This window comes from Salinispira pacifica (assembly GCF_000507245.1).
Lineage (GTDB): Bacteria > Spirochaetota > Spirochaetia > DSM-27196 > Salinispiraceae > Salinispira > Salinispira pacifica.
In genome coordinates, this window is record NC_023035.1 from 142363 (window position 1) to 162463 (window position 20101).

The 20101-nt window shown below is 52.3% G+C and carries 17 protein-coding genes; 7 read left to right on the plus strand and 10 right to left on the minus strand.

Translation table 11 applies throughout. The features are described from left to right. The first annotated feature begins 34 nt into the window (after positions 1-34). The 3 genes from L21SP2_RS00595 to L21SP2_RS00605 all read left to right on the plus strand — a co-directional run bounded on the left by L21SP2_RS00595 (position 35) and on the right by L21SP2_RS00605 (position 4816). Complete coding sequence (locus tag L21SP2_RS00595; protein WP_024266499.1) at positions 35-2827, plus strand: alpha-amylase family glycosyl hydrolase; 2793 nt, start codon at positions 35-37, stop codon at positions 2825-2827. 95 nt (positions 2828-2922) lie between these two features. Further along, complete coding sequence (locus L21SP2_RS16575) at positions 2923-3945, plus strand: GGDEF domain-containing protein (protein WP_053335525.1); 1023 nt, start codon at positions 2923-2925, stop codon at positions 3943-3945. Positions 3946-4048: 103 nt separating this feature from the next. Beyond that, positions 4049-4816 carry an HAD-IIA family hydrolase gene (locus L21SP2_RS00605; protein ID WP_024266503.1) on the plus strand — a complete coding sequence of 256 codons (768 nt, stop codon included), beginning with the start codon at positions 4049-4051 and terminating at the stop codon, positions 4814-4816. A 42-nt stretch (positions 4817-4858) separates the two neighbouring features. On the opposite strand, the gene L21SP2_RS00610 is transcribed toward L21SP2_RS00605, so the two are convergent. From L21SP2_RS00610 to L21SP2_RS00635, 6 genes are all read right to left on the minus strand, one after another. Next, positions 4859-5542, minus strand: a complete 684-nt coding sequence (locus L21SP2_RS00610; RefSeq protein ID WP_041400947.1) for a hypothetical protein — start codon at positions 5540-5542, stop codon at positions 4859-4861. Between the two features lie 235 nt (positions 5543-5777). After that, entirely contained in the window at positions 5778-6830 is a 1053-nt protein-coding gene (locus tag L21SP2_RS00615) for a peptidylprolyl isomerase (protein ID WP_024266505.1), read from the minus strand. Positions 6831-6941: 111 nt separating this feature from the next. Further along, positions 6942-8108: a phosphoglycerate dehydrogenase gene (locus L21SP2_RS00620; RefSeq protein ID WP_024266506.1), complete on the minus strand. Its 1167-nt coding sequence runs from the start codon at positions 8106-8108 to the stop codon at positions 6942-6944. Positions 8109-8207: 99 nt separating this feature from the next. Further along, positions 8208-10001: an aspartate--tRNA ligase gene (gene aspS / locus L21SP2_RS00625; RefSeq protein ID WP_024266507.1), complete on the minus strand. Its 1794-nt coding sequence runs from the start codon at positions 9999-10001 to the stop codon at positions 8208-8210. 25 nt (positions 10002-10026) lie between these two features. Continuing rightward, positions 10027-10680 carry a lysoplasmalogenase gene (locus tag L21SP2_RS00630; RefSeq protein WP_024266508.1) on the minus strand — a complete coding sequence of 218 codons (654 nt, stop codon included), beginning with the start codon at positions 10678-10680 and terminating at the stop codon, positions 10027-10029. A gap of 187 nt (positions 10681-10867) precedes the next feature. Further along, positions 10868-11299, minus strand: a complete 432-nt coding sequence (locus L21SP2_RS00635) for a hypothetical protein (protein ID WP_024266509.1) — start codon at positions 11297-11299, stop codon at positions 10868-10870. A 117-nt stretch (positions 11300-11416) separates the two neighbouring features. Here L21SP2_RS00635 and rsmI point away from each other — a divergent pair, with 117 nt between their 5' ends. The 4 genes from rsmI (at position 11417) to L21SP2_RS16580 (ending at position 14818) form a co-directional block, all read left to right on the plus strand. Further along, complete coding sequence (gene rsmI, locus L21SP2_RS00640; RefSeq protein WP_024266510.1) at positions 11417-12112, plus strand: 16S rRNA (cytidine(1402)-2'-O)-methyltransferase; 696 nt, start codon at positions 11417-11419, stop codon at positions 12110-12112. Positions 12113-12159: 47 nt separating this feature from the next. Continuing rightward, complete coding sequence (locus L21SP2_RS00645; protein WP_024266511.1) at positions 12160-12444, plus strand: flagellar biosynthesis anti-sigma factor FlgM; 285 nt, start codon at positions 12160-12162, stop codon at positions 12442-12444. A 270-nt stretch (positions 12445-12714) separates the two neighbouring features. Further along, on the plus strand, positions 12715-13863 hold the full coding sequence (locus tag L21SP2_RS00650) for an iron-containing alcohol dehydrogenase (protein ID WP_024266513.1): 1149 nt from the start codon (positions 12715-12717) through the stop codon (positions 13861-13863). 4 nt (positions 13864-13867) lie between these two features. Further along, entirely contained in the window at positions 13868-14818 is a 951-nt protein-coding gene (locus tag L21SP2_RS16580; protein ID WP_024266514.1) for a TrmH family RNA methyltransferase, read from the plus strand. A 44-nt stretch (positions 14819-14862) separates the two neighbouring features. Here the strand turns inward: L21SP2_RS16580 and L21SP2_RS00660 are convergent, their stop codons facing one another. The 4 genes from L21SP2_RS00660 to L21SP2_RS00675 all read right to left on the minus strand — a co-directional run bounded on the left by L21SP2_RS00660 (position 14863) and on the right by L21SP2_RS00675 (position 20050). Next, complete coding sequence (locus tag L21SP2_RS00660; protein ID WP_024266515.1) at positions 14863-15318, minus strand: OsmC family protein; 456 nt, start codon at positions 15316-15318, stop codon at positions 14863-14865. Positions 15319-15456: 138 nt separating this feature from the next. Beyond that, positions 15457-15687 carry a glutaredoxin family protein gene (locus L21SP2_RS00665; RefSeq protein WP_024266516.1) on the minus strand — a complete coding sequence of 77 codons (231 nt, stop codon included), beginning with the start codon at positions 15685-15687 and terminating at the stop codon, positions 15457-15459. A 130-nt stretch (positions 15688-15817) separates the two neighbouring features. After that, complete coding sequence (locus L21SP2_RS00670; RefSeq protein WP_024266517.1) at positions 15818-17296, minus strand: HDOD domain-containing protein; 1479 nt, start codon at positions 17294-17296, stop codon at positions 15818-15820. Between the two features lie 240 nt (positions 17297-17536). Beyond that, the gene (locus tag L21SP2_RS00675; RefSeq protein WP_024266518.1) at positions 17537-20050 is read right to left on the minus strand and encodes a Lon protease family protein; all 2514 of its coding nucleotides are present in this window, start codon (positions 20048-20050) and stop codon (positions 17537-17539) included. Positions 20051-20101 lie beyond the last annotated feature (51 nt).

Below are 20101 nucleotides of genomic sequence, written 5' to 3' on the forward strand. Positions count from 1 at the left end.
ATAACAAACTGAAATTATATTATGGGGGTAATATATGCGTAAATGGGCCATCGTCCTCAGCGGACTCATGAGCCTGTTGCTGGTATTTGCTTCCTGTGCCACTGGAAACGTTTCCGGGGGGCTGCAGGCAGAGCCAGGAACAATTGAAGTAAAAGGGCATCCCGCAATGCCCAAGGTGGCTGCAGCGGCTGAAGAAGTCGATCCTGCAGATGATGAAATTGTAATCTATTATTACCGGGCAGATGAGAACTACGAACCCTGGGCTTTCTGGGTCTGGGCTCCCGGTGACGGAGACGGAAGTCTCAACTTTGATTATACCCAGAACATTCAGGTTACCAACGGCGTCGGGTATTTGAAATTCAAAGCCGACGGTTCCGATATCGGACAGTCTCCGGTGAACGCTCTGGGGGAAATCGGTTTTATCCGCCGCCCCGATTCAGGCTGGGACGGTCAGACCAGGGACTTCATCTGGCCTGTGGATACCAAAGGCAATGAAGTGGTGCTATTCGAAGACACTCTGGAACCAACAACCCTGGGCGATTATGTTCCCGAGTTTAAGGTTGTGGTTGCAGAAGAGCCGGATCTGCTGAAGGCAGCTCTTTCCGGAAAACATGCGCTCACTCCCGAAGCTTCAGACAACGGTTTTGTGGTTAAGGATAATGAAGGCAATGTAGTGCCCATCACCGATGTGGTGAACATGCGCGCAATCAATGACCGCAGCAAGAACTACACGGAAAGTATCTACATCCGCCTGGGAGAAGAGCTCACTCCGGATAAGTCATACACCATTGAGCATCCGGAATACATCGCTCCCGAACCGGTGGATATTTCCGAAATGGTTCTGGCGAAGATTGATGAAACCACTCCTGCAGAGGACTATGAGCTTGGAGCAATCTACAATTCTTCTGCGGCAAGCGTGGAATTCCGCCTCTGGGCTCCCCTGGCGAAGGATGTAACCGCGCTGCTCTACAACGTAAGCATCGCTGAAAATGCATCTGCTGCGCCTGTGGCTGAAGTTCCCATGACCAAAAATGCAGATACCGGTGTGTGGACTGCAGTATACGATGAGCAGGATCCTGACGGATTCTTCTATGTATACCGTGTGGAACAGGGCAACGGACTGGTGCGGGATGTGCTTGATCCATACGCAAAGAGCATGGACGCCTATATGAATGAAGGCGGTAACGGTCGCGCAGCAATCGTTGATCTTGCAAAAGCAGGGCCCGACGGAGGCTGGGAAGGCCTGGAATCCGCTCAGGACGGCGGCTACTACCAGACCCGGGAAGATGCGGTGATTTATGAAGTAAGCGTGCGGGACTTTACCATCAGCCCCGATGCCAATGTGAATGCCGAACCCGGAACCTATGAAGCGTTTATTGAGAAGATTCCCTATCTTGTTGATATGGGCGTAACTCATATTCAGCTCATGCCCACCCTGAACTTCTACTACACCGATGAAACTGATAAGTCCTACGACGGTTCAGGCAGCACAACCAACAGCAACTACAACTGGGGCTACGATCCCCACAGCTACTTCACACCCGAGGGCTGGCATTCCTCTGATCCGGCGGATCCCTATGCCCGGATGGTGGAACTGAAAAATCTTGTAAAAGCGGCCCACGATAGCGGCCTCCGGGTTCTGCTGGATGTTGTATACAACCACATGGGAAGCACCAACTTCCTGGAACACATTCTGCCCGGTTACTTCTTCCGCATGAATGCCAACGGCGGTTTTACTTCCTCTTCCGGTGTGGGCAACGACTTTGCATCAACACGGAAAATGGCCCGGAAGCTCATTGTGGACTCAGTACGCTATCTTGTGGATGAATACAAGATTGACGGTTTCCGCTTCGACCTCATGGGTCTCACCGACACTGAAACAATGGAACAGGCCTACGCCGAAGCTGCGGAAATTAAACCCGACGTACTGTTCGAAGGCGAGGGCTGGAAGATGTACAACGGACCTGCGGGTACCAGAGGTGCCGATCAGGACTACATGACCAGCACCGATAATATCAGCGTATTCAACGATGAAATCCGCGACATGCTGAAGGGCGGAGGATTTAACGAAGAGGCTCAGGCGTTTATTACCACAGGTAACAAGCCCGCAGAACCTATTTTCCGGAATCTGATCGGCCAGCCCCAGGGCAATTACACCGCGGACGATCCCGGTGACAGCATGCTCTACATTGCGGCTCATGACGGGCTTACCCTTGCGGACAGCATCGCCCACAATGTGGGGCTGAGCAACCGCAGCGCTGAAGGCCGTGCAGAGATCGCACAGCGTGCCAAGCTTGGTAACTTTATGATCCTTACCGGTCAGGGCATCCCTTTCATCCATGCAGGACAGGAAAGCGGCCGTACCAAACCCAATGTGAATAACTCACGGAGCGAAACCATCGGCCGGTTTGTACGGAACAGCTACGATTCAGCGGACAACATCAACCAGTTTGTCTGGGAACTTCCCGCCGAGTACGAAGAACTGCGTCAGTTCACCTTCGGTCTGGTGGATATCCGCCGGGCAAACCCTGTTTTCCGTCTGGAAACCATGGAGCAAGTGAACGAAGCAGCCGAGTTCCTTCCCCAGTCTGGAGAGTTCAAGCTGGCCTATAAGCTCAGCGACGGAAATCGCGACTACTACCTGCTGGTGAACGCTGCAGAAGAGGCCCAGGATTTTACTCTGGATGCGGATGTCAGCGGCGGACAGGTTCTCGTGGACCGGGTTGCTGCTGAAGCTGAAGGAATCAGCAATGTACAGGGAGTTGAGATTAACGGCGACAGCGTTACACTGGACGCACTCACTCCTGCACTGATTGTAGTCGAATAATTCATTCCTCACGAATGAACTGATTCGATACAGAAGTGAAAAGCCACGCTCCGGGACCTCCGGGGTGTGGTTTTTTTGTTTCTCTGCTGTATGCTATGAGCATGGCAACAACGGGTAATCCCATCATGGAATCAAAGCACAAGACATTTCTACTGCAACTGGTACTGGCGTTCGGCGCATTCGGCGGTGTGGTTATCGCACTTCTGAAACTTCTTCAGGGCGATGCCATCATCATGGTGGTTGTGCCGTTGATCTGGGCGGTTATTTCGGTGGTTTTTCTCTTTATTCACCGTCAGATCCGGAATGAAAACTGGATACGGGCTGTCACGGTTATTCTCTACAATTTTCTGTTGTACCCCATACTCTGGGTTGCAGGGCACGGTATTTACGGGCCCCTGCCCATGTATTTTCTGATTTTTCTGGTGATATCGGTGCTGCTGATCCGGAGAACCGAACTGATGGTACTGACCGTGGTGGGTTTTACCGTGCTGACTGCAGCTCTCATGCTCATGGAGCCTGCAGGAAGTCCCCTGGGCCGGGAGTACGCCAGCGTGTACGAGCGCAGGTTTGATCTGGTATTCAACCTCATTTTTGCGGGAATAATCGTCAGTGTTTTCCTCCGCTATCTGTATCAGAGAATAGAACAGCTTCAGCGGGAACTGGAACTGAGTAAAACTCTGGATGAACTTACCGGGCTGCTTAACCGAAAACGAATTCTGGAAATTCTGAAAACCGAACTACTGCGCAGCTCCCGGGAAAAGAGAGAACTCTCCATCGTGGTGCTTGGGATAACCGGGCTTCCCAGAATCAGCAAGGATCTGGGGCACCATTCCACGGAGGTATACCTCAAGCGTTCTGCCCATAATATCAGAAGCAACAGCCGAATGTATGATTACATCGGCCGGCTGAACTATTCCTGCTTTCTCTGCATTCTCCCCGGATCCAGCCGCAGCGAAGCCGAGGAATACTTGAAGCGCATCAGGGAAGCGTTCGGTGAACAGGAAGAAGTGTATCTGAATAAAAGCGGTTCCATCCGGGGGATCATTCATTCAGCTGAAAGGCTGAGTTATGACCAAACGGTTCAGAAAATCGAAGCCGGGGTGCGTGAGCTGTTATAGCAGCACACGATACTGACCGCGCGCCGTTCCGGATTATGAAACAGCCGCCAGATATTTATCTGTCCCTGTGAAAGATGCCGCATTCCTACTATAATCCAGACATATGAAAAGCATAATTTCCGACATGGACGGGGTAATATACCGGGGAAAATCCCTGATTCCCGGAGCAAACGAGTTTATCCAGCGGTTGAGAAGCGAAGGCATCCAGTTTTTGTTTCTCACCAATAATTCCGGAGATGCTCCCGGTGATCTGAAGGACAAGCTTGAGCAGAAGGGCGTTCACGGGCTGAATGAAGAAGATTTCATCACCGCCGCCATGGCAACCGCCCTTTTTTTGAAAAGTCAGCGGCCCCAGGCCCGGGTGTACGCCATCGGCGGAAGCGGTCTGACCCGGGAACTGTACGACGCAGGATTTGTTATCAGCGAGAATCGTCCGGACTATGTGGTTGTTGGAAAGACCGCCGATTTCAGCTTTGACCAGATGCGCAAAGCCGCCCGCTTTATCCGAAACGGCGCACGGTTTATCGGAACCAATCCGGATATTATCGATCCCACAGAAGAGGGGTTTGAGCCGGCCTGCGGCAGCATCCTGGCCTCCATCGAAGCAGCCAGCGGAAAGAAACCCTATATTATTGGTAAGCCCAACAGTCTGATGATGACCATCGCCACCAGGAAGCTGGGGGTTCACCCCGATGACACTGCGGTGATCGGCGACAGAATGGACACAGACATCGTGGGCGGCCTGGAAGCGGGGATGACCACCTGTCTGGTGCTCTCAGGGGTTACCGCAGAAGCGGATGTGGATGCCTTTCCCTATCGGCCGGACCATATTTTTCCGTCTGTTGCTGATATTAATCCCCGGGAGCTGTAGCTCCCGGCCATAAGCAGAACTGACCTCCCGTCCCGCCCTGAATCAGCGGAGTTTCCAGCGGATACCCAGAAGGACAGGGATTTCGAATCCAGGTTGATCAACAGCTTTATCGGCATCTTCCCAGGTGAATTCGTTTCTTGGATTGTCATCAACACCGTCAGGAGAGTAAAGGTATTTTCCGTGGCCCTCCAGTGTTGCAGGAAAGAAGTAACTGAACCCTGCAGACAACGTCAGATCCAGCCTTTCGTGTACCGGCAGGACACCCTGAAAACCCAACTCCAAACCGGCCTGATTGGAGCTGATGTCGAATTCCTCGTTGTCGCCGATAAACGCGTAGTGCCCCTTGTAGAAACTGCCCCGGGGGCCTCCGTAGAGTCGTAGTTCAATATCATTCTGCTGCAATAGTTGAATTCTGATATCAGCACCGATGCGAACGGCCTGCCCGTGCTTTTCAATGGTTCCTCCGGTGGCGTCATTTATGAAGATTCGCCGGGCGTCTTCGGCGTTTCCCGAATCAAACTGGTAGCTGTACCCCCCGTGAAAGCCCACGCTTACTCCCAATTGCGGATTCAGATTTTCAAAATCCAGAGTCATATTCACCCCCGCATCGCCGTAATAGCCCAGCTGCACTCCCTGGTGCAGGTTCTGAGCTTGAAGTGACGTGGCGGGAACCCAAACAGCTGTCAGAATTACCATGAATCGCAGCACATGCGAATTTACACCCATCTTATATCCTCCCTTCCAATAACAGCGTAATTTATCGTAAAAATTGGAAAATGCAAGGATAATCTGCAAAACCGTATATTTTGCCGGAATTCATAGGTACCGGAAGCAGTTTTGGAGGTGCGGGACCGGGATAAGCGGACGGGGCAGGATAAACAGAAAAAAAAACAGCGCCCCGAAAGGCGCTGCCGTATATGCGAAGGGACCGAAAAGCACTTCAGCCTGACGGTCCAGGTTGTTATTTAACCTGAATCAGCTCAATTTCAAAGTAAAGGTATGCATTGGGGGGGATGACCCCGCCGCCGGCACCCTGTTCTCCGTATGCCATATCCGGGGGAAGAACAACACTCCGCTGCTCCCCCTCCTTCATGAGAAGTACAATTTCATCCCAGCCGGGGATGAGGCGGCCCACACCGATCTCCACCTCCAGAGGACCCCGGCCCTGTGAGCTGTCAAAAACCTGTCCGTTCAGGAAAGCGCCGGTATAATTGATTTCAACCGTATCTCCTGCTTCCGGACTCTTTCCGGTACCCTGTTGGGTGATCTTATAAAAAATTCCGCTGTCGGTTTTTTCCGCATCGGGAATAATGGAGGCTGCCCGTTCTTCGTCGGCCTCCTGCTTATTCCGTTCAAACTGTGCCTGATGCTCCTCTATTCCCTGAAGCGCGCTGTCGAAGGCATCCTGATCCGCACTGAAATTTTCCGCATCTGAGCCTTTGCGGATAATATTTACTGTATCGATGCTGTCGCCCTGTTCGATGCTGTTCACCACATCCATGCCTTCGACTACTCTGCCGAATACCGCATGTTTATAATCCAGCCAGGGGGTTTCCTTGTGTGTTATAAAAAACTGGCTTCCGTTGGTGTTGGGGCCGGCATTGGCCATGGAAAGAATGCCCGGTTCATCATGAACCAGATCCATGTGGAATTCATCGGGAAAGCGGTACCCAGGTCCGCCGGTTCCTTTACCCTCAGGGTCTCCGCCCTGGACCATGAAGTCATCGATGACCCGGTGAAAAATGAGTCCGTCGTAAAAGGGCTCTCCCTCTCCCTCAGAATGCTTGATGGTTCCCTCGGCCAGGCCGACGAAATTGATGACTGTCAAAGGAACTTTCTTATATTCAAGTTCAAGAAGAATTGAACCCTTTGATGTGTCCATTTGGGCATAAAGCCCGTCAGAATGATTATCCATGTTAAATACTCCTGATTCTGATGACTGTGCAGATACGCTGCCAAGGGCGGCGAAAAGCATGATCATCGCCGTAATGACCGTGGCTGTTTGTTTTTGCATATGAAATTCTGCTCCTTGTGGCTGTATTGCATTGTATCATACTCCCGGCATGAAAAAAAAGGGAAGGAGCCAAAGCTCCTTCCCGTATTCCGATTGCGGCTGGGAGAATCGTTACTTTTTGATTACCCGGGCTCTGATCACACCTTCAATTGCTTCAAGGCGTTTTACTCCTTCGGGAGATATGTCGCCGTCCACATCGATGATGGTCACAGCCACCTCATCCCGGTGTTTATTGATCATGTCTGAAATGTTGATTTTCTCATCTGCCAGCACACTGGTGATCTGTCCCACCATGGAGGGAACGTTGCGGTTGAGAATTACCAGACGGATATCAGTTGAAAATTCCATTTCAACCGAGGGAAAGTTTACCGAGTTTTTGATGTTTCCCGAGCTGAGATAGTCTGCGAGCTGCCGGCTGGCCATCACCGCACAGTTTTCTTCCGCTTCAGGAGTGGAGGCCCCTAAATGGGGTATGGGCAGAACATTTTCCTGGTTCAGAAGCTCGGCATTGGGAAAATCAGTGATGTATTTGGCCACTTTTCCGCTTTCCAGGGCCGTAATGATATCGGCATCGTTCACCAGGGGGCCCCGGGCGAAATTAAGAATGCGAACACCGTCTTTCATCCGGGATATGAGCGAACTGTCCACCATTCCTTTGGTGCTTTCCAGAAGAGGTACATGTATGGAGATAAAGTCGCATTCCGCCACCGCTGCTTCCAGGCTCTTGGCTCTTCGTACTCCGGCGCTGAGACCCCAGGCGCTGTCCACGGAAATGTAGGGATCGAAACCCAGAACATTCATTCCCAGGTCGGCTGCGGCGTTTGCCACCATTACTCCGATGGCGCCGAGACCAATCACACCCAGGGTTTTTCCCATGATTTCCGGTCCGGCATAGTCCTTCTTGCCTTTTTCCACGGTCTTCTCAACGTCCGATTCGCCCTTCAGATTCCGGGCCCAGCTTACGCCTTCCACGATTTTTCTGCTTGAAAGGAGCATGCCGCTGATCACCAGCTCCTTTACCGAGTTGGCGTTGGCACCGGGGGTGTTGAAGACCACGATTCCCTTGTCTGTGCAGGATTCTATGGGGATGTTGTTTACCCCTGCTCCCGCCCGTGCAACAGCGAGCAGACTCTCCGGGAGAGTCATATCGTGCATTTTGTGGGATCGGAGAATGATGCCTTCGGGCTGAGCCGCATCATCCTTGACGGCGAATCGTTCGGGGTCGAGGAGTCCAAGACCCTTTTCCGATATCTTGTTAAGCGTCTGTATGGTGAACATGTTGCCTCCTATGTCTGCCGATTATCGCGGGAGATAATGGTTGCCGGATTGAGGGGTTGGATTTAACCTGGCACGCAGCGGCAGATCCTTCCCGGGATGTTATTCCCGGTCAGGGAGTTTGAGTTCAAGTCCAAGTTCCTTCAGCTGAGCCGGATCCACCGGTGAAGGAGAGTCATCCATGGGATTGATCCCCTGGGTGTTTTTCGGGAAAGCCATCACCTCACGAATGGTGGATTCACCGGACATGAGCATGACCAGTCTGTCCAGTCCCGGAGCAATGCCTCCGTGGGGAGGTGCGCCGTAGCGGAATGCATTCATCAGGAAGCCGAAGCGTCGTTCCGCCTCTTCCTTGTTGAAGCCCACGATGTCAAATATCCGCTGCTGGAGCCGGGGATCATGAATACGGATGGAGCCGGAGGCAAGTTCAATGCCGTTGCACACCAGATCGTAAAGGGCACCCTTGACGGCACCGGGATCGTTCTCCATGGAATCCAGGTATTTTGCCTGAGGCATGGTGAACATATGATGTGCGGCCTCCCACTTCTCACCTTCCTCATCGTATTCAAAGAGAGGGAAGTCAACGATCCATGCAAAGGCGAAATGAGAGGGCGTTGCCCCGCCTTTTTCTACCAGTTCAAGTTCACTGCCCAGACGCTTGCGCACAGCACCCAGGGCGGTACAGCTTACCTTCCAGCTGTCGGCTACAAATAACAGCAGGTCGCCGGGAGATGCCGAGAGTTCTGAAAGAATCTTTTCGCTTGAGTCGGTGAAAAATTTTCCGATTCCGCCCTCAAGAGTTCCTTCTTCACTCACTTTGGTCCAGGCCAGGCCTTTGGCGCCGTAAGTCTTCGCAGTCTCCTCAAGATCGGTGATCTGTTTTCTGCTGTAACCCGCAGCACCCGGGGCCACCAGAACCTTCACTGCGCCGCCGTTTTCCACAACAGATTCAAACACGCCGAATCCGCTGCCGGGTACATGGGCGTTGAAATCCTGCATCTCCATGTCAAAGCGGAGATCAGGTTTATCCGAGCCGTAAAGGTTCATGGCATCGTCGTAGCTGATTCGGGGAAACGGCGTTTTCAGATCGATGTTCAGAGTGTGTTTGAAAACATGTTCCATCAAACCTTCAATGAGCCGGAAAATATCATCCTGGTCCACGAAGCTCATCTCAATATCCACCTGGGTGTGCTCAGGCTGGCGGTCGCCCCGCAAATCTTCATCACGGAAACAGTGTGCGAGCTGAAAGTATTTATCAAAACCCGAGACCATGAGTATCTGCTTGAAAAGCTGGGGGCTTTGGGGCATTGCATAGAAGCTGCCGGGATTCAAACGGCTGGGGATGAGGAAGTCCCGGGCACCTTCGGGGGTGGATCGAATCATTGTGGGTGTTTCTATCTCCAGAAAGCCTTCTGTGCCCAGGTACTCCCGTACCCGGTAGCTCACGTCGGCCCGGAGTTTGATTTTTCGCTGCATGGAAAATGAGCGGAGATCCAGATAGCGGTATTTCAGTCTGAGATCTTCATTGGTTTCGCTGCGCTCATCGATCATAAAGGGAAGGGTCTCACAGGTGGTAAGCACCACAATGGTATCAGCCTGAATTTCCACCTCGCCGGTGGTCATGTCGGTATTTACCATGGAATCTGGCCTGCGCCGGACGGTTCCCTCCACGGCTATGCAGTATTCGTATTTCAGGGATTCTGCAGTGTCCCGGAGATCGGCGGACGCATCTTCGTCTATTACAACCTGGGTAATCCCGTAGCGGTCCCGGAGATTGATAAAATGAACACCGCCGTGATTACGGTTTCTATGAACCCATCCGTTGAGGGTTACACGTTCACCTGCCTGAGCGGCGGTCAGCTCTCCGCAGGTGTGACTTCTCTTGTATTGTTCCATGACCAAGAGAGTAGCATTATACCGATTATGCGTTCAAGATAATTCCGCTTACGATTCCCGCCTGTGCAAGGATATAGCTGATCATAATGAGCAGCTGATCTCCCCGGAAACGCTTTTTGAAGTAGCTGTAGCCCAGCATGGTATCGCTGAAGATAAACAGAAGGCTGCCGGCTGCCACCAGAATACCGCTGACACCGCCCACAAACTCAAGTCTTGCAAAGGCGGATATGCCCAACGCGGTGAGGGCTGCGGAGTAGAGAAGCAGTCCCAGCTGATATTCCCGCTCTGCAGGCCAGATGGTGCTGAGAATAAACCAGGCCAGTGCGGCGAAGCCCAAAATGGCGGTGAGCACCAGGGGCGTCATTGCCGGTTGGGAAATATCCAGCAGAAAGGTGAGAATATAAAATACATGGCCTACAAGAAAACTGCTCAGCCCCAGAAAAAAGGCGGATTTTTTCCTGTTGAGAAGGATCACATCCCCGGCCCAGCCTGCGATGAGTCCGCCCAGGATGAACCATCTGGGGGTGATGGCAAGGGACAAATAGATAAACACCAGCAGAGGCATGAGAACGGGCTTGGTGAATATTCTGAACCGGCTCCGGTCACTGCTGATAAGAAGAATATCGCCGGCGGATGCGACGATCAGCAGGACGATGGGTATAAGAACGTATTCGCTCATACATCTAAGTGTAGTATCATTCGGCGGTTCCGGCAAATTTCATTACAGAGGGCCGGAAATGGTGCCGCCGCAAAATGAGCCGTTGGTACCAATTCGCCGGTACTGAGCCGGCTGTACCGAGGCGCTAGTAAAGGGCCGCCGGTACCAAGCCGCTTCCCCGGTCGGGAGAGTCTATTTGGTATCTATATTATCGTACCCGCTTGCATTCGGTGCAGCCCACCACATGGACATGATCCTTCCTTCCCGCCTTCCGGTAGGTTCTGGCCACAAGATAGCCGTCTTTGCTCAGGGTTTTGCTGCATACCGGGCATGTTCTGGGGTGCTGGGAGTTATCCGGCCAGCAGTGGGGGCATCCGTAGATGTGGGTGAATATTTCCTCAACCTTCAGATTTTCATGCCTTCCGGCATTCCGGTAATATACACTGTGGACGGTCTGGCCTTTTTTCAACATGCTGCCGCACACCGGGCAGGGTTTCAGTACTTCCAGGCGGTTCCGGTCTTCACCGGCCATTTTCAGAGCAAGCTGCTGAAAATCCCCCTTGCCCAGTTTTATGAGGCTGATAATCAGCAGGATGATAATTATGCCCAAAACGGACATCACCAGATAGGAACTCAGCACGCTAATCTCCACAGATCATGTTCAGGTCTGCTACAATGTTCGGCATCCGGGGGACAAAATCCAAGGAAAACAGGTCGGGAATCCGGCACAGTGGGCTGGGTCCCGCGGGAGGAATAAATGGCGGTGTTATATGTGGTGGGTACGCCCATAGGCAATTTAAAGGATATTACGCTCAGAGCCCTGGAAGTTCTGCAGGAGGTGGAGGTGGTTGCCTGTGAAGATACCCGCCACAGCATGCGTCTTCTCAATGCCCATGGCATCCGCAAGCGTCTCATCCCCTGCCATGCCCGGAACGAGGCCAAATCCGCTCAGGGGATTGTAGCACTTCTGAACGAAGGGAAGAATGTGGCCTACATCAGCGATGCGGGTACACCCGGGATCAGTGATCCGGGTTCGCAGCTGGTAAGGGCGGTGAGAGACGCAGGGCATTCAACCGTACCCATACCCGGAGCATCTGCGGTGACCGCCATGATGAGCATTACGGCTTTCCCCGGCAAGCGGGTGATTTTTGAAGGTTTTCTCAGCCCCAAGGGGGGAAGAAGGAAAAATCAGCTTAAGAATTTGATGGAAACCGGCGATGCTTTTATTATCTACGAATCACCCTTTCGAATTGTGAAAATGCTGCAGGATCTCGATGATCTGTGCGGAGAAATGGAAGATCCCCGGTCCGTATTGTGCGGCAGGGAATTAACCAAGGTTCATGAGGAAATTATGGAAGGAAATCCCGGAGATATTCGTGCCGAACTGGAAAACCGGCCTTCTGTCAAGGGGGAATTCGCAGTACTTGTTGCCCCAAGGGAAAAAAGGCCTTAACATTTCGGGTAAAATGACCGATACTGTTAATGAAAGGAAGGATTATTATGAGTATCGAACGACTTGGTCCATTAGATCCTATATCGACCTACAATAAAAACCAGAAGCAGAACAAGGTCGAGTCCAAGCCCGCTCGGGATTCCATCTCAGTATCGAATGAAGCGAAGACCAAAGCGGAAATGCTGAAACTCAACGAAGAAGTTCAATCAGCTTCTGATGTACGTGAAGAACGAATCGCCGAAGTGAGAGAAAAACTGAAGGATCCTTCCTATATTAACGATGCAGTGCTGAACAATGTTGCCGACAAGCTCATGGATTTATTCGGCCTATAAAATACCCGGCCCCCAGGGGCTGATCCGCCGGTTGAGACCGGCCCGACCGGAGTTGCTGATTTTCAGCGATTCCGGTTTTTTTGTAACCCGGCGGAGGTATGGCGGGTTACTGGAATGTGAGGAGAGTTCGCATGTTCTGCTGTGAATTATGCTCATGTTCGAGAATTGTTCCATGGAGATATCAAGTTGAATATTCAGTCGCCATCCTCTATGCTTTTAGAAGATCACGAGTACACAGTTCGACAACAAGTCGTTGATTCCAGGATTGCAATGGGTGAATTAGAGCTCCAGGGAATAGAGCACCTGCGCTTCGGTGTGGATTCCATACAGCACATTATCGATACGGTCAAACCCCTGGGAACCCGGGTACTCCTTGTAACCGAGCGAAGCGGCGGGGATCAGGACAATGTAAACCGTATTCAGGGGTTTCTCCGGGCCGGAGGAATTGATCCGGTGGTGTTTGATGATATCAGGCCGGGCATCAAAACCTCTGTGATTCAGACTATTGCAGATATCGGCACCGCCGGTCAGGTTCAGGTGGTTGTGGGTTTCGGCGGAATGCGTGTCCTTTCCCTTGCCCGGGCCGCCACAGTGCTCATCGGCAGCGATCTGGGGCTGAATGACATGCTCAGGGACCGGCAGCCGGAAAACGTGGACTGCAGTTATGTTGAAATACCCAATTCATGCCGCAATCATTTCATGATGAAATCGGACGTGGTGGTGAGTGATTCAGTGAGCGAGCGTGCCAGAAGAATCCGGTTGCCCTTCGGTCTGACCAAGGCGGTGATCATCGACCCCCAGCTGACTCTGGGGCTCAGCATGAAGTATCAGCTTGTTGCCATATTGGATACGCTGCTGGCGTCCATTGAAGGCTATTTATCCAAAAGGCGGAATTTTCTCTCAGATATTCAACTGCTGGAGGCTATGCACCGGCTTCACCGTTCGCTTTTTCAGACCATGCGCAGACCGGATGATATTCAGGTCAGGGTGCTGGCCAGCCAGGGCGGACTTCTCTCCGGCCTGGGCCTTGCCACTTCCAGTCAGGGAATCGGCGGCACTCTGGCTTACATGATCAATGCTGCCTTCAAGGTTCCCAAGAGCTGGATTGCCATGGTGATGCTGCCCCATATTCTGGACATGTACGTTGAGCGTCAGCCCGAACGTCTTGCAAGAATTGCCGATGCGTTGGGTGAGGACGTAAGCGACCTTCCCAGTGAAAAGGCTGCCCCCATGGCAGCGGCGGCAGCCCGTCGCTTTCTGGCGAGACTTGAGCTGCCCACCCGTCTGAGGGACTTTAATCTGAGCCTGGATGAGCTGTATACCGTCTGTGAAGCATCTGCAGGCTTTTATCTGAATGAACTATGCGGGCTGGAACTCAGCTCCCAGGATGTGTGCAGCCTCATCAAACGGGCGTTTTAATTCCATGATTACCCTGAGAAAATTTCTACAGCTCAAGCCCGGCACCAGAAAACGCAAACTGGTGAGAATTATCGGCGATTATGAACAGTTTCTCGCAGGCAAACTTCAGGGCAATAAGACGGCATTTCTCCGGTTCTTTGAGGATCTGGAGCGCAATCTGCCCCAGGATCTTGTAGACCCGGGTGAATGGCATAATTTTGTCAGGGCTGCCAACAGCATCCACGCCGGCTTTGCGGCCAACCGTCTGCGCCATCTTCTCATGGATGAAATCGGTGCGGTTGCTGCAGACTGGGATGAATACTCCGGACCATCCCCCGGTTCCGGCGGCCAGGGTGGCCCCGGTTTTGATCCCGGCCCCGAATATCGGGACCCCATGGAGAATAAGCTGGACCTTGGCGATCCTCCCAGGCTTCCTCACCTGCCGCCGGGGGGCCGGGGGCTGTACCTGGATGATATCCGAGCCCCGTTCAACGTGGGGGCAGTGTTCCGCACCGCAGCGTTTTTCGGTATTTCACCCATTATAGTATCCCCGGATACTCCCAAGCCGGGTACGCCCCGACTGGATAAGACCTCCATGGGAATGTCATTTCAGAGTCGGTGGGGGGTATTATCCAGGGAGGACTTTATTAATTCTTTCCCGGCTTCCGGCGCCGGAGACCGGGCTGCCGACACCATTCCACCGTTGTATCTGCTGGAAACAGGGGGCGAGGCCATCGGTGAAACTCTGCTGAAGTCGGGAGGCTGGCTGATTCTGGGAAATGAAGAGCTGGGAGTGCATCCCGACCTCCTTGAGTTGAGCAGAGAGCTTTCTCAAAGCGCAGGAAGCGGCGAACTGCAGGAGAATCAAAAAAGCCGGATACTCAGCATACCCGGCTCCGGAAAAAAAGCTTCCCTGAATGTCTCTGTGGCTTTCGGCATTGCTGCAGCCTACTGGTGTGATTCCAGGGAGGTGTAATTCCAGGGAGTAGATTTCAGCATACCCGATGGCGAGCGGGAGAATTACAGCTCCTCGCCCTGCCTGCCTTCCGCCGCCTTTTCACCGTTCAGTCTGAGCTCAAAGCTGATATCAGCCGTGTGTTTGAGTGTGGCGGATACACCGCAGTAATCGTTCAGTGACAGATCTATAGCCCGGAGAATTTTTTTCTGATCCAGGGCGCTCCGATCCCCGGTGAACGCATAGGTGATGTGGATTTTTGTGTATACCTTGGGGTGGGAGTCTGACGTTTCGCCATCAATATCAAGCGTGAATTCTTCAAACGGCACCTTCATTTTGCCCAGGATGGAGGTCACATCCATGCCGGTGCACCCCGCCAGGGCTGACAACATGAGTCCCTTGGGCTGGGGACCGTAGTCTTTGCCGCCCACTTTTTCCACCGCATCCACGGGAATGGTTCTCCCCTGAAGATCGAGATCGAAGGCCATACCGCCTTTCCAGTTTGCCGTGCTTTTTGCCATACTTTGTCCTCCTTCGTTGGACTGCCGCCGCATGTTTTTCCACAGTCTGCCCTGTCGCTCTGCTTCCTTATGCCGCTGCTGTCTGCGGACATTTTGGATGCCCCAGGGTCCTGCTGCAGAAGGTATGAGCGGAAAAAATCAGCGTTTCAGCGCCCGTTCAATTTTATCCCGGTCAAATCCCACTATGACTTTTCCGTGTACATCCAGAACCGGTACTCCCATCTGGCCGGATTTTCGAACCATTTCGTCAGCCTTCCGCTGATCCCGGGAAACATCATGCTCTTTAAAGGTGATTCTGTTCTCCCGCATCCACTGCTTGGCCTTTACGCAGAAACTGCAGCTGGGAGTGGTGTAGATGGAAACTGCCATTGTATGCTCCTTATATCTAAATGCTTTTAATCGTATATAAGGAAAATAATATATTGAGTGCTGCCATGTCAAATGATTTCAGTATCCGGTGTACCGGTCCCGGGCGGGCTGCATAATGCCGCAGCCGGGATTACATGCTCCGCTCTTCTTCGAACTTCTGTGAAAGCTTGGCATGAATTCGCATTAAATGATCCATTGTGGGGATATTAAACCGACTGATCACTGTTGGATCGATCTGTTCATATCCGTTGGTTTTCTCATCGATGTTTGCAAGGGCGTTAGCGAGATACACGGTATCCACAATCATCCGGTAGTTTTTGTCCGCACTGTGTGGGTCGTGATGAAAACGGATGGCATCGATAAGAATTTCCGGAAAATTCCATTTCTCGGCTATCATGGCTCCGATTTCAGCATGATTCAGTCCGGCGGAAAAGTCTTCAAAAAGATGCGAAGGGATCCCTTTCTGGTTGGTAAAGTTTGCGATGTTTGAAATGAGATCCGGATGAACTGAACTGAAAACAATTTTTCCCATGTCGTGGAGAATGCCTCCCACGTACACATCGTCCAGGATTTCCTTCTTTTTCAAAATGCTCCGGGCTATGGTATAGGCATAAAACGCCGTTCGGTAGGAGTGCATCCAGAGGCCCTTGGTCTCTTCGTTTCCTTCCCCGAGAGTCTTCTGTGCCCCGTAGGAGTACAGAAGGTTGCGCAGCCTTCTCAGCCCCACCAGTTTCACCGCTTCACTGATGTTGTCCACCCGTTTGGGAAGCATGAAAGCGGCGGAGTTCACCAGCTTGAGGAGGTCGGCGGTAAGTGAAGGGTCGGTGGCGATTTTCCTTGCAATATCGCTGAGTTCCACGTCGGGATCATTTATTTCCGCCTGAAGGGCTGCGATATTCTCGGGAAATTTCGGCAGACTGTCGATGTGTTCAATGAGTTTTGCGGATACTTCATTGATTTGTTCAAGCCTGAGTTCGCTCATGGGTATGGTGACACGGGCGATGGTCTCCCCGTCTTCGGTATCGATGTCGAAGGCGTCTTCATTCAATCCCAGCTTTTTCAGCATGAGCACAAGTATCACGATTCCCAGGCCCGCACCCTCACTGTCGTCCAGAACGGTGGCAAGGGCTTCTTCCATGCTGTTGAACGCCCGGCTTCGGGCGATTCTGTCGTACACCCGCATCTGTTCTTTTCGGGTCATCTCCGTATTATTGATAACGTAGATGTGCAGCTTATCTGCTTTCGAATGGAAAATGATCTTTACGTATAATCCGCGATCCTTCTGAAGTTTCAGATAGTGCTGAATATTGTCCAGGGTGGTTTGTTTGAAGTTCTCCATCCCCTTCCCATAGTCGTCTTCACTGCTGATATCCAGCTCCAGTTCCTGAAAATATACACGCTTGGTATTGGCCTTTTTGGCATTCACCGCCAGCTCCCGCAGGCAGTAAAATAAGGAGTCTTTAAGTGATTCCTGTCCCATTTCCAGAAGGAAAACTTCAAGAATTTCCTCAAGCTGCAACTCGGTCTCGTTGGGAAGGGTAAAGGTCTTTACGGTAAGGGGTACGGAGCTGCGGGCCGCTTTCCGGACTTTTTCAGCATCGATCTTCATAGTATGTGTCCCGTGATTCAAACATTTTATCTATCGTATCCGGCATTATGCAGCCGGGTACTGCTTCTTAACATTCACCCAACCCTCAACCGAAAGCAGGTGTCTATATACTATTATAATTCCTATCTCATCATATGCAATTCTCTATTTATATTCAATATTTATAATTTATACATAAAGGGACAAAAAATACTGATTTCGCCAGTGAGCCCCCTTGAAACAGCAACTGAATGCCGGGCCTTACCCGGGATGTTTTCCCCGGTCATCAGGTTCGGTCTCATCGGAGCCATCTCCGTGATCCTTCATGATATCCGCCATTTCCCTGAGCCTCCGTTCCACCCGGAAATTGAGTGAGTCTTCAGGGAAGCTGCCGTTCTCTGTTCGTTCTCCGGCGGTCATGCCGCTGAGGATCTCCATTCCCTGATCGATGGTGCTGGTCGCCCAGATATGAAACATGCCGTTTTCAATCGCCCGGCTCACATCCCGGTTCAGAATGAGGCTTTCGGTATTCTGAATGGGGATAATAACACCCTGCTCTCCGCTGAGACCCATCTGCCGGCACACTTCGAAGAAGCCTTCAATTTTCTCTATAACCCCTCCCACCGGCTGGATCTCTCCCATCTGGTTCACCGAGCCGGTGACCGCAACGTCCTGCCGGAGGGGAATGCTGCCGATGGCCGACAGCAAAGCGAAAATCTCGCTGGAGCTTGCACTGTCACCCTCAACTTCCACATAGCTCTGTTCAAAGGCAATGCGTGCAGTAATGGAGAGGGGAAAGTCCCGGGCATAGCGTGCGTGAATATAGGATTCCACGATATATGAACCTTTGTCGTGGATCTCTCCGCTGAGCCCGGCCTCCCGCTCAACGTTGATCAGTCCGTCATTTCCCGGCACCGCCTGGGCACTGATTACTGTAGGGCGGCCGAAGCTGTAGTATCCCCGGTCAAGCACCGCGAGTCCGTTCACCCGGCCCACCTCGTTTCCCTTGATTCGGATGAGCAGTTCGCCGCTGCGGATCTGCTCGTCTATTTTTTCCTCGGGAAGGTTGAGAAGAAAGGCCCGTTCTTTCAGCGCCCGTTCTATGGCCTCCCGGTCGATTTCCTGTTTGCCTTCAACTCCTGCCCAGTAATCCGCTTCCCTGAGAATATCTGCCACAAGGCTGAACTGGGTTGAAAGCTGATCCCGGAATTCCGCCAGCCGGACCCCGTACTCAAGAACTGCGGCTATGCCGCTTCTGGAAGCACTTCGGAGATTCTCATCCCTGGTAATGAGCCGGATGAAATTAATGTACTCGCCTGTGGTCCGGCGGTTCCGGGGCATTACGTAATCAAATTCTGCAGGCACCTTGAACAGCTTCTGGAAGTCTTCATCCTGCAGATAGAGGGCGTCGTAGAGGCTCTCCTTGCCCATAACCACCACTTTCAGGTTCACCTTCACCGGATCGGGTTTAATATAACCGTGGGAGGGGCTCCCCGGAGAACTGGGATTGCGGATTTCCGTTGATCCGTTTTGGAGAACTCGCTTGAGATGAAGATAGGCTTCCTCTTCCATGAGAATATCTTCGGCCTTCAGCACAAGATATCCGCCGCTTGCCCTGAGAATCGAGCCGGGCCGAAGGTGAAGAAATCCGTAGGTGGGTTCGCCGCCGCTTCCTGAATCCGACGGAATATCGATGCTGCCGAACAGCCGGGCGTAGTCAGGCGCGGTTTCCTCGATTACCGGCGGCCCGTGGGTGCTTCCGTGGTCGATGAGGATGTTCGCATCGTAGCGGGTCAGGGGCTCGGGGAGGGGCTGGGTTGAAAGTTCGGGTTCGCCCTCGAAGGCTTCCTCGTTACTTTCATTGATAATCACTGAAATTCTCTGAAGCAGGTCACTTCCCAGACTGTCCAGATAGTCGGCAATCCGTTCGCGTTCATGGGGTTTCAGAGGGGATTCCGGTGAGCAGAATTCCTTCTTCAGTCTGCTCACCCCCTCCTTCACATCCGGAGACATGGTTTCCACATGAAGGGCGTCCAGTTCGCTGCTGATCTTCACCCGTGAGTTTCTGATGCGGCTGAGCACCTGTTTAAGCTCATCCATGTACTGGAAATACTTTTCCCGTAATTCCTTGTAGTCCTTCGGGCTGAGGCTTCCCCGGCTGACCCGTTTCTGCAGCTCGTCGAAATCCGAAGGCTCATCGTCGATCATGGGGGCAAGGTCCGCCCGTTCCTGGTCGTCCTCTTCAATCTGGACAATTTTAAAACCTTCCTGCTCCACCCGGTCTTCAAAATCGAAGAGCATCTGATTTTCTTCAGATTCGGTGCGCAGCATGATCTGATCCCTGGCTTCCTTGAATCCGCTGCGGTTCTTGATGGTCAGTCCCAGCTCCCGGATCGAGAGTACAAATCTCCGGAGCAGCTTCTTGAAGCGCTTTCCCTGGCCTGCGGGCAGATAAAGCACCCTGGGACTGTCCTGCTGAATCATATTGTGAACAAATAGAATGTCTCTGAGCAATTCGGGTTTCAGTTTCTGAGCGGCAAGAATATGGTTGACAGCGGTTCGTTTTCCCGTACCCGCTGCGCCGCTGGCAAAAATGTTATATCCCTTGGAGGATATGGATATTGCCATCTGAAGGGCCTGAATGGCCCGTTCCTGTCCGATTATTCCAAAGCTGGCCTGATCCCTGGGCTCCACGTTCAACTCTTCTTCGGGGATGGAGAAAAGTACCCTTGAGGCTTCCAGGCGGCAGGTCAGAGATGCATGGGAAGTATTCATGTACGTATCCGTCCAATGGCAGCTTGAAAACTGCCGGTTGTATAATCAGTA

Bases quoted from the DNA above. Each gene is read 5' to 3' on its own strand.
- L21SP2_RS00595 (WP_024266499.1), top strand. From the start codon at position 35: ATGCGTAAATGGGCCATCGTCCTCAGCGGACTCATGAGCCTGTTGCTG.
- L21SP2_RS16575 (WP_053335525.1), top strand. From the start codon at position 2,923: ATGAGCATGGCAACAACGGGTAATCCCATCATGGAATCAAAGCACAAG.
- L21SP2_RS00605 (WP_024266503.1), top strand. From the start codon at position 4,049: ATGAAAAGCATAATTTCCGACATGGACGGGGTAATATACCGGGGAAAA.
- L21SP2_RS00610 (WP_041400947.1), bottom strand. From the start codon at position 5,542: ATGGGTGTAAATTCGCATGTGCTGCGATTCATGGTAATTCTGACAGCT.
- L21SP2_RS00615 (WP_024266505.1), bottom strand. From the start codon at position 6,830: ATGCAAAAACAAACAGCCACGGTCATTACGGCGATGATCATGCTTTTC.
- L21SP2_RS00620 (WP_024266506.1), bottom strand. From the start codon at position 8,108: ATGTTCACCATACAGACGCTTAACAAGATATCGGAAAAGGGTCTTGGA.
- aspS (WP_024266507.1), bottom strand. From the start codon at position 10,001: ATGGAACAATACAAGAGAAGTCACACCTGCGGAGAGCTGACCGCCGCT.
- L21SP2_RS00630 (WP_024266508.1), bottom strand. From the start codon at position 10,680: ATGAGCGAATACGTTCTTATACCCATCGTCCTGCTGATCGTCGCATCC.
- rsmI (WP_024266510.1), top strand. From the start codon at position 11,417: ATGGCGGTGTTATATGTGGTGGGTACGCCCATAGGCAATTTAAAGGAT.
- L21SP2_RS00645 (WP_024266511.1), top strand. From the start codon at position 12,160: ATGAGTATCGAACGACTTGGTCCATTAGATCCTATATCGACCTACAAT.
- L21SP2_RS00650 (WP_024266513.1), top strand. From the start codon at position 12,715: ATGGGTGAATTAGAGCTCCAGGGAATAGAGCACCTGCGCTTCGGTGTG.
- L21SP2_RS16580 (WP_024266514.1), top strand. From the start codon at position 13,868: ATGATTACCCTGAGAAAATTTCTACAGCTCAAGCCCGGCACCAGAAAA.
- L21SP2_RS00660 (WP_024266515.1), bottom strand. From the start codon at position 15,318: ATGGCAAAAAGCACGGCAAACTGGAAAGGCGGTATGGCCTTCGATCTC.
- L21SP2_RS00665 (WP_024266516.1), bottom strand. From the start codon at position 15,687: ATGGCAGTTTCCATCTACACCACTCCCAGCTGCAGTTTCTGCGTAAAG.
- L21SP2_RS00670 (WP_024266517.1), bottom strand. From the start codon at position 17,296: ATGAAGATCGATGCTGAAAAAGTCCGGAAAGCGGCCCGCAGCTCCGTA.
- L21SP2_RS00675 (WP_024266518.1), bottom strand. From the start codon at position 20,050: ATGAATACTTCCCATGCATCTCTGACCTGCCGCCTGGAAGCCTCAAGG.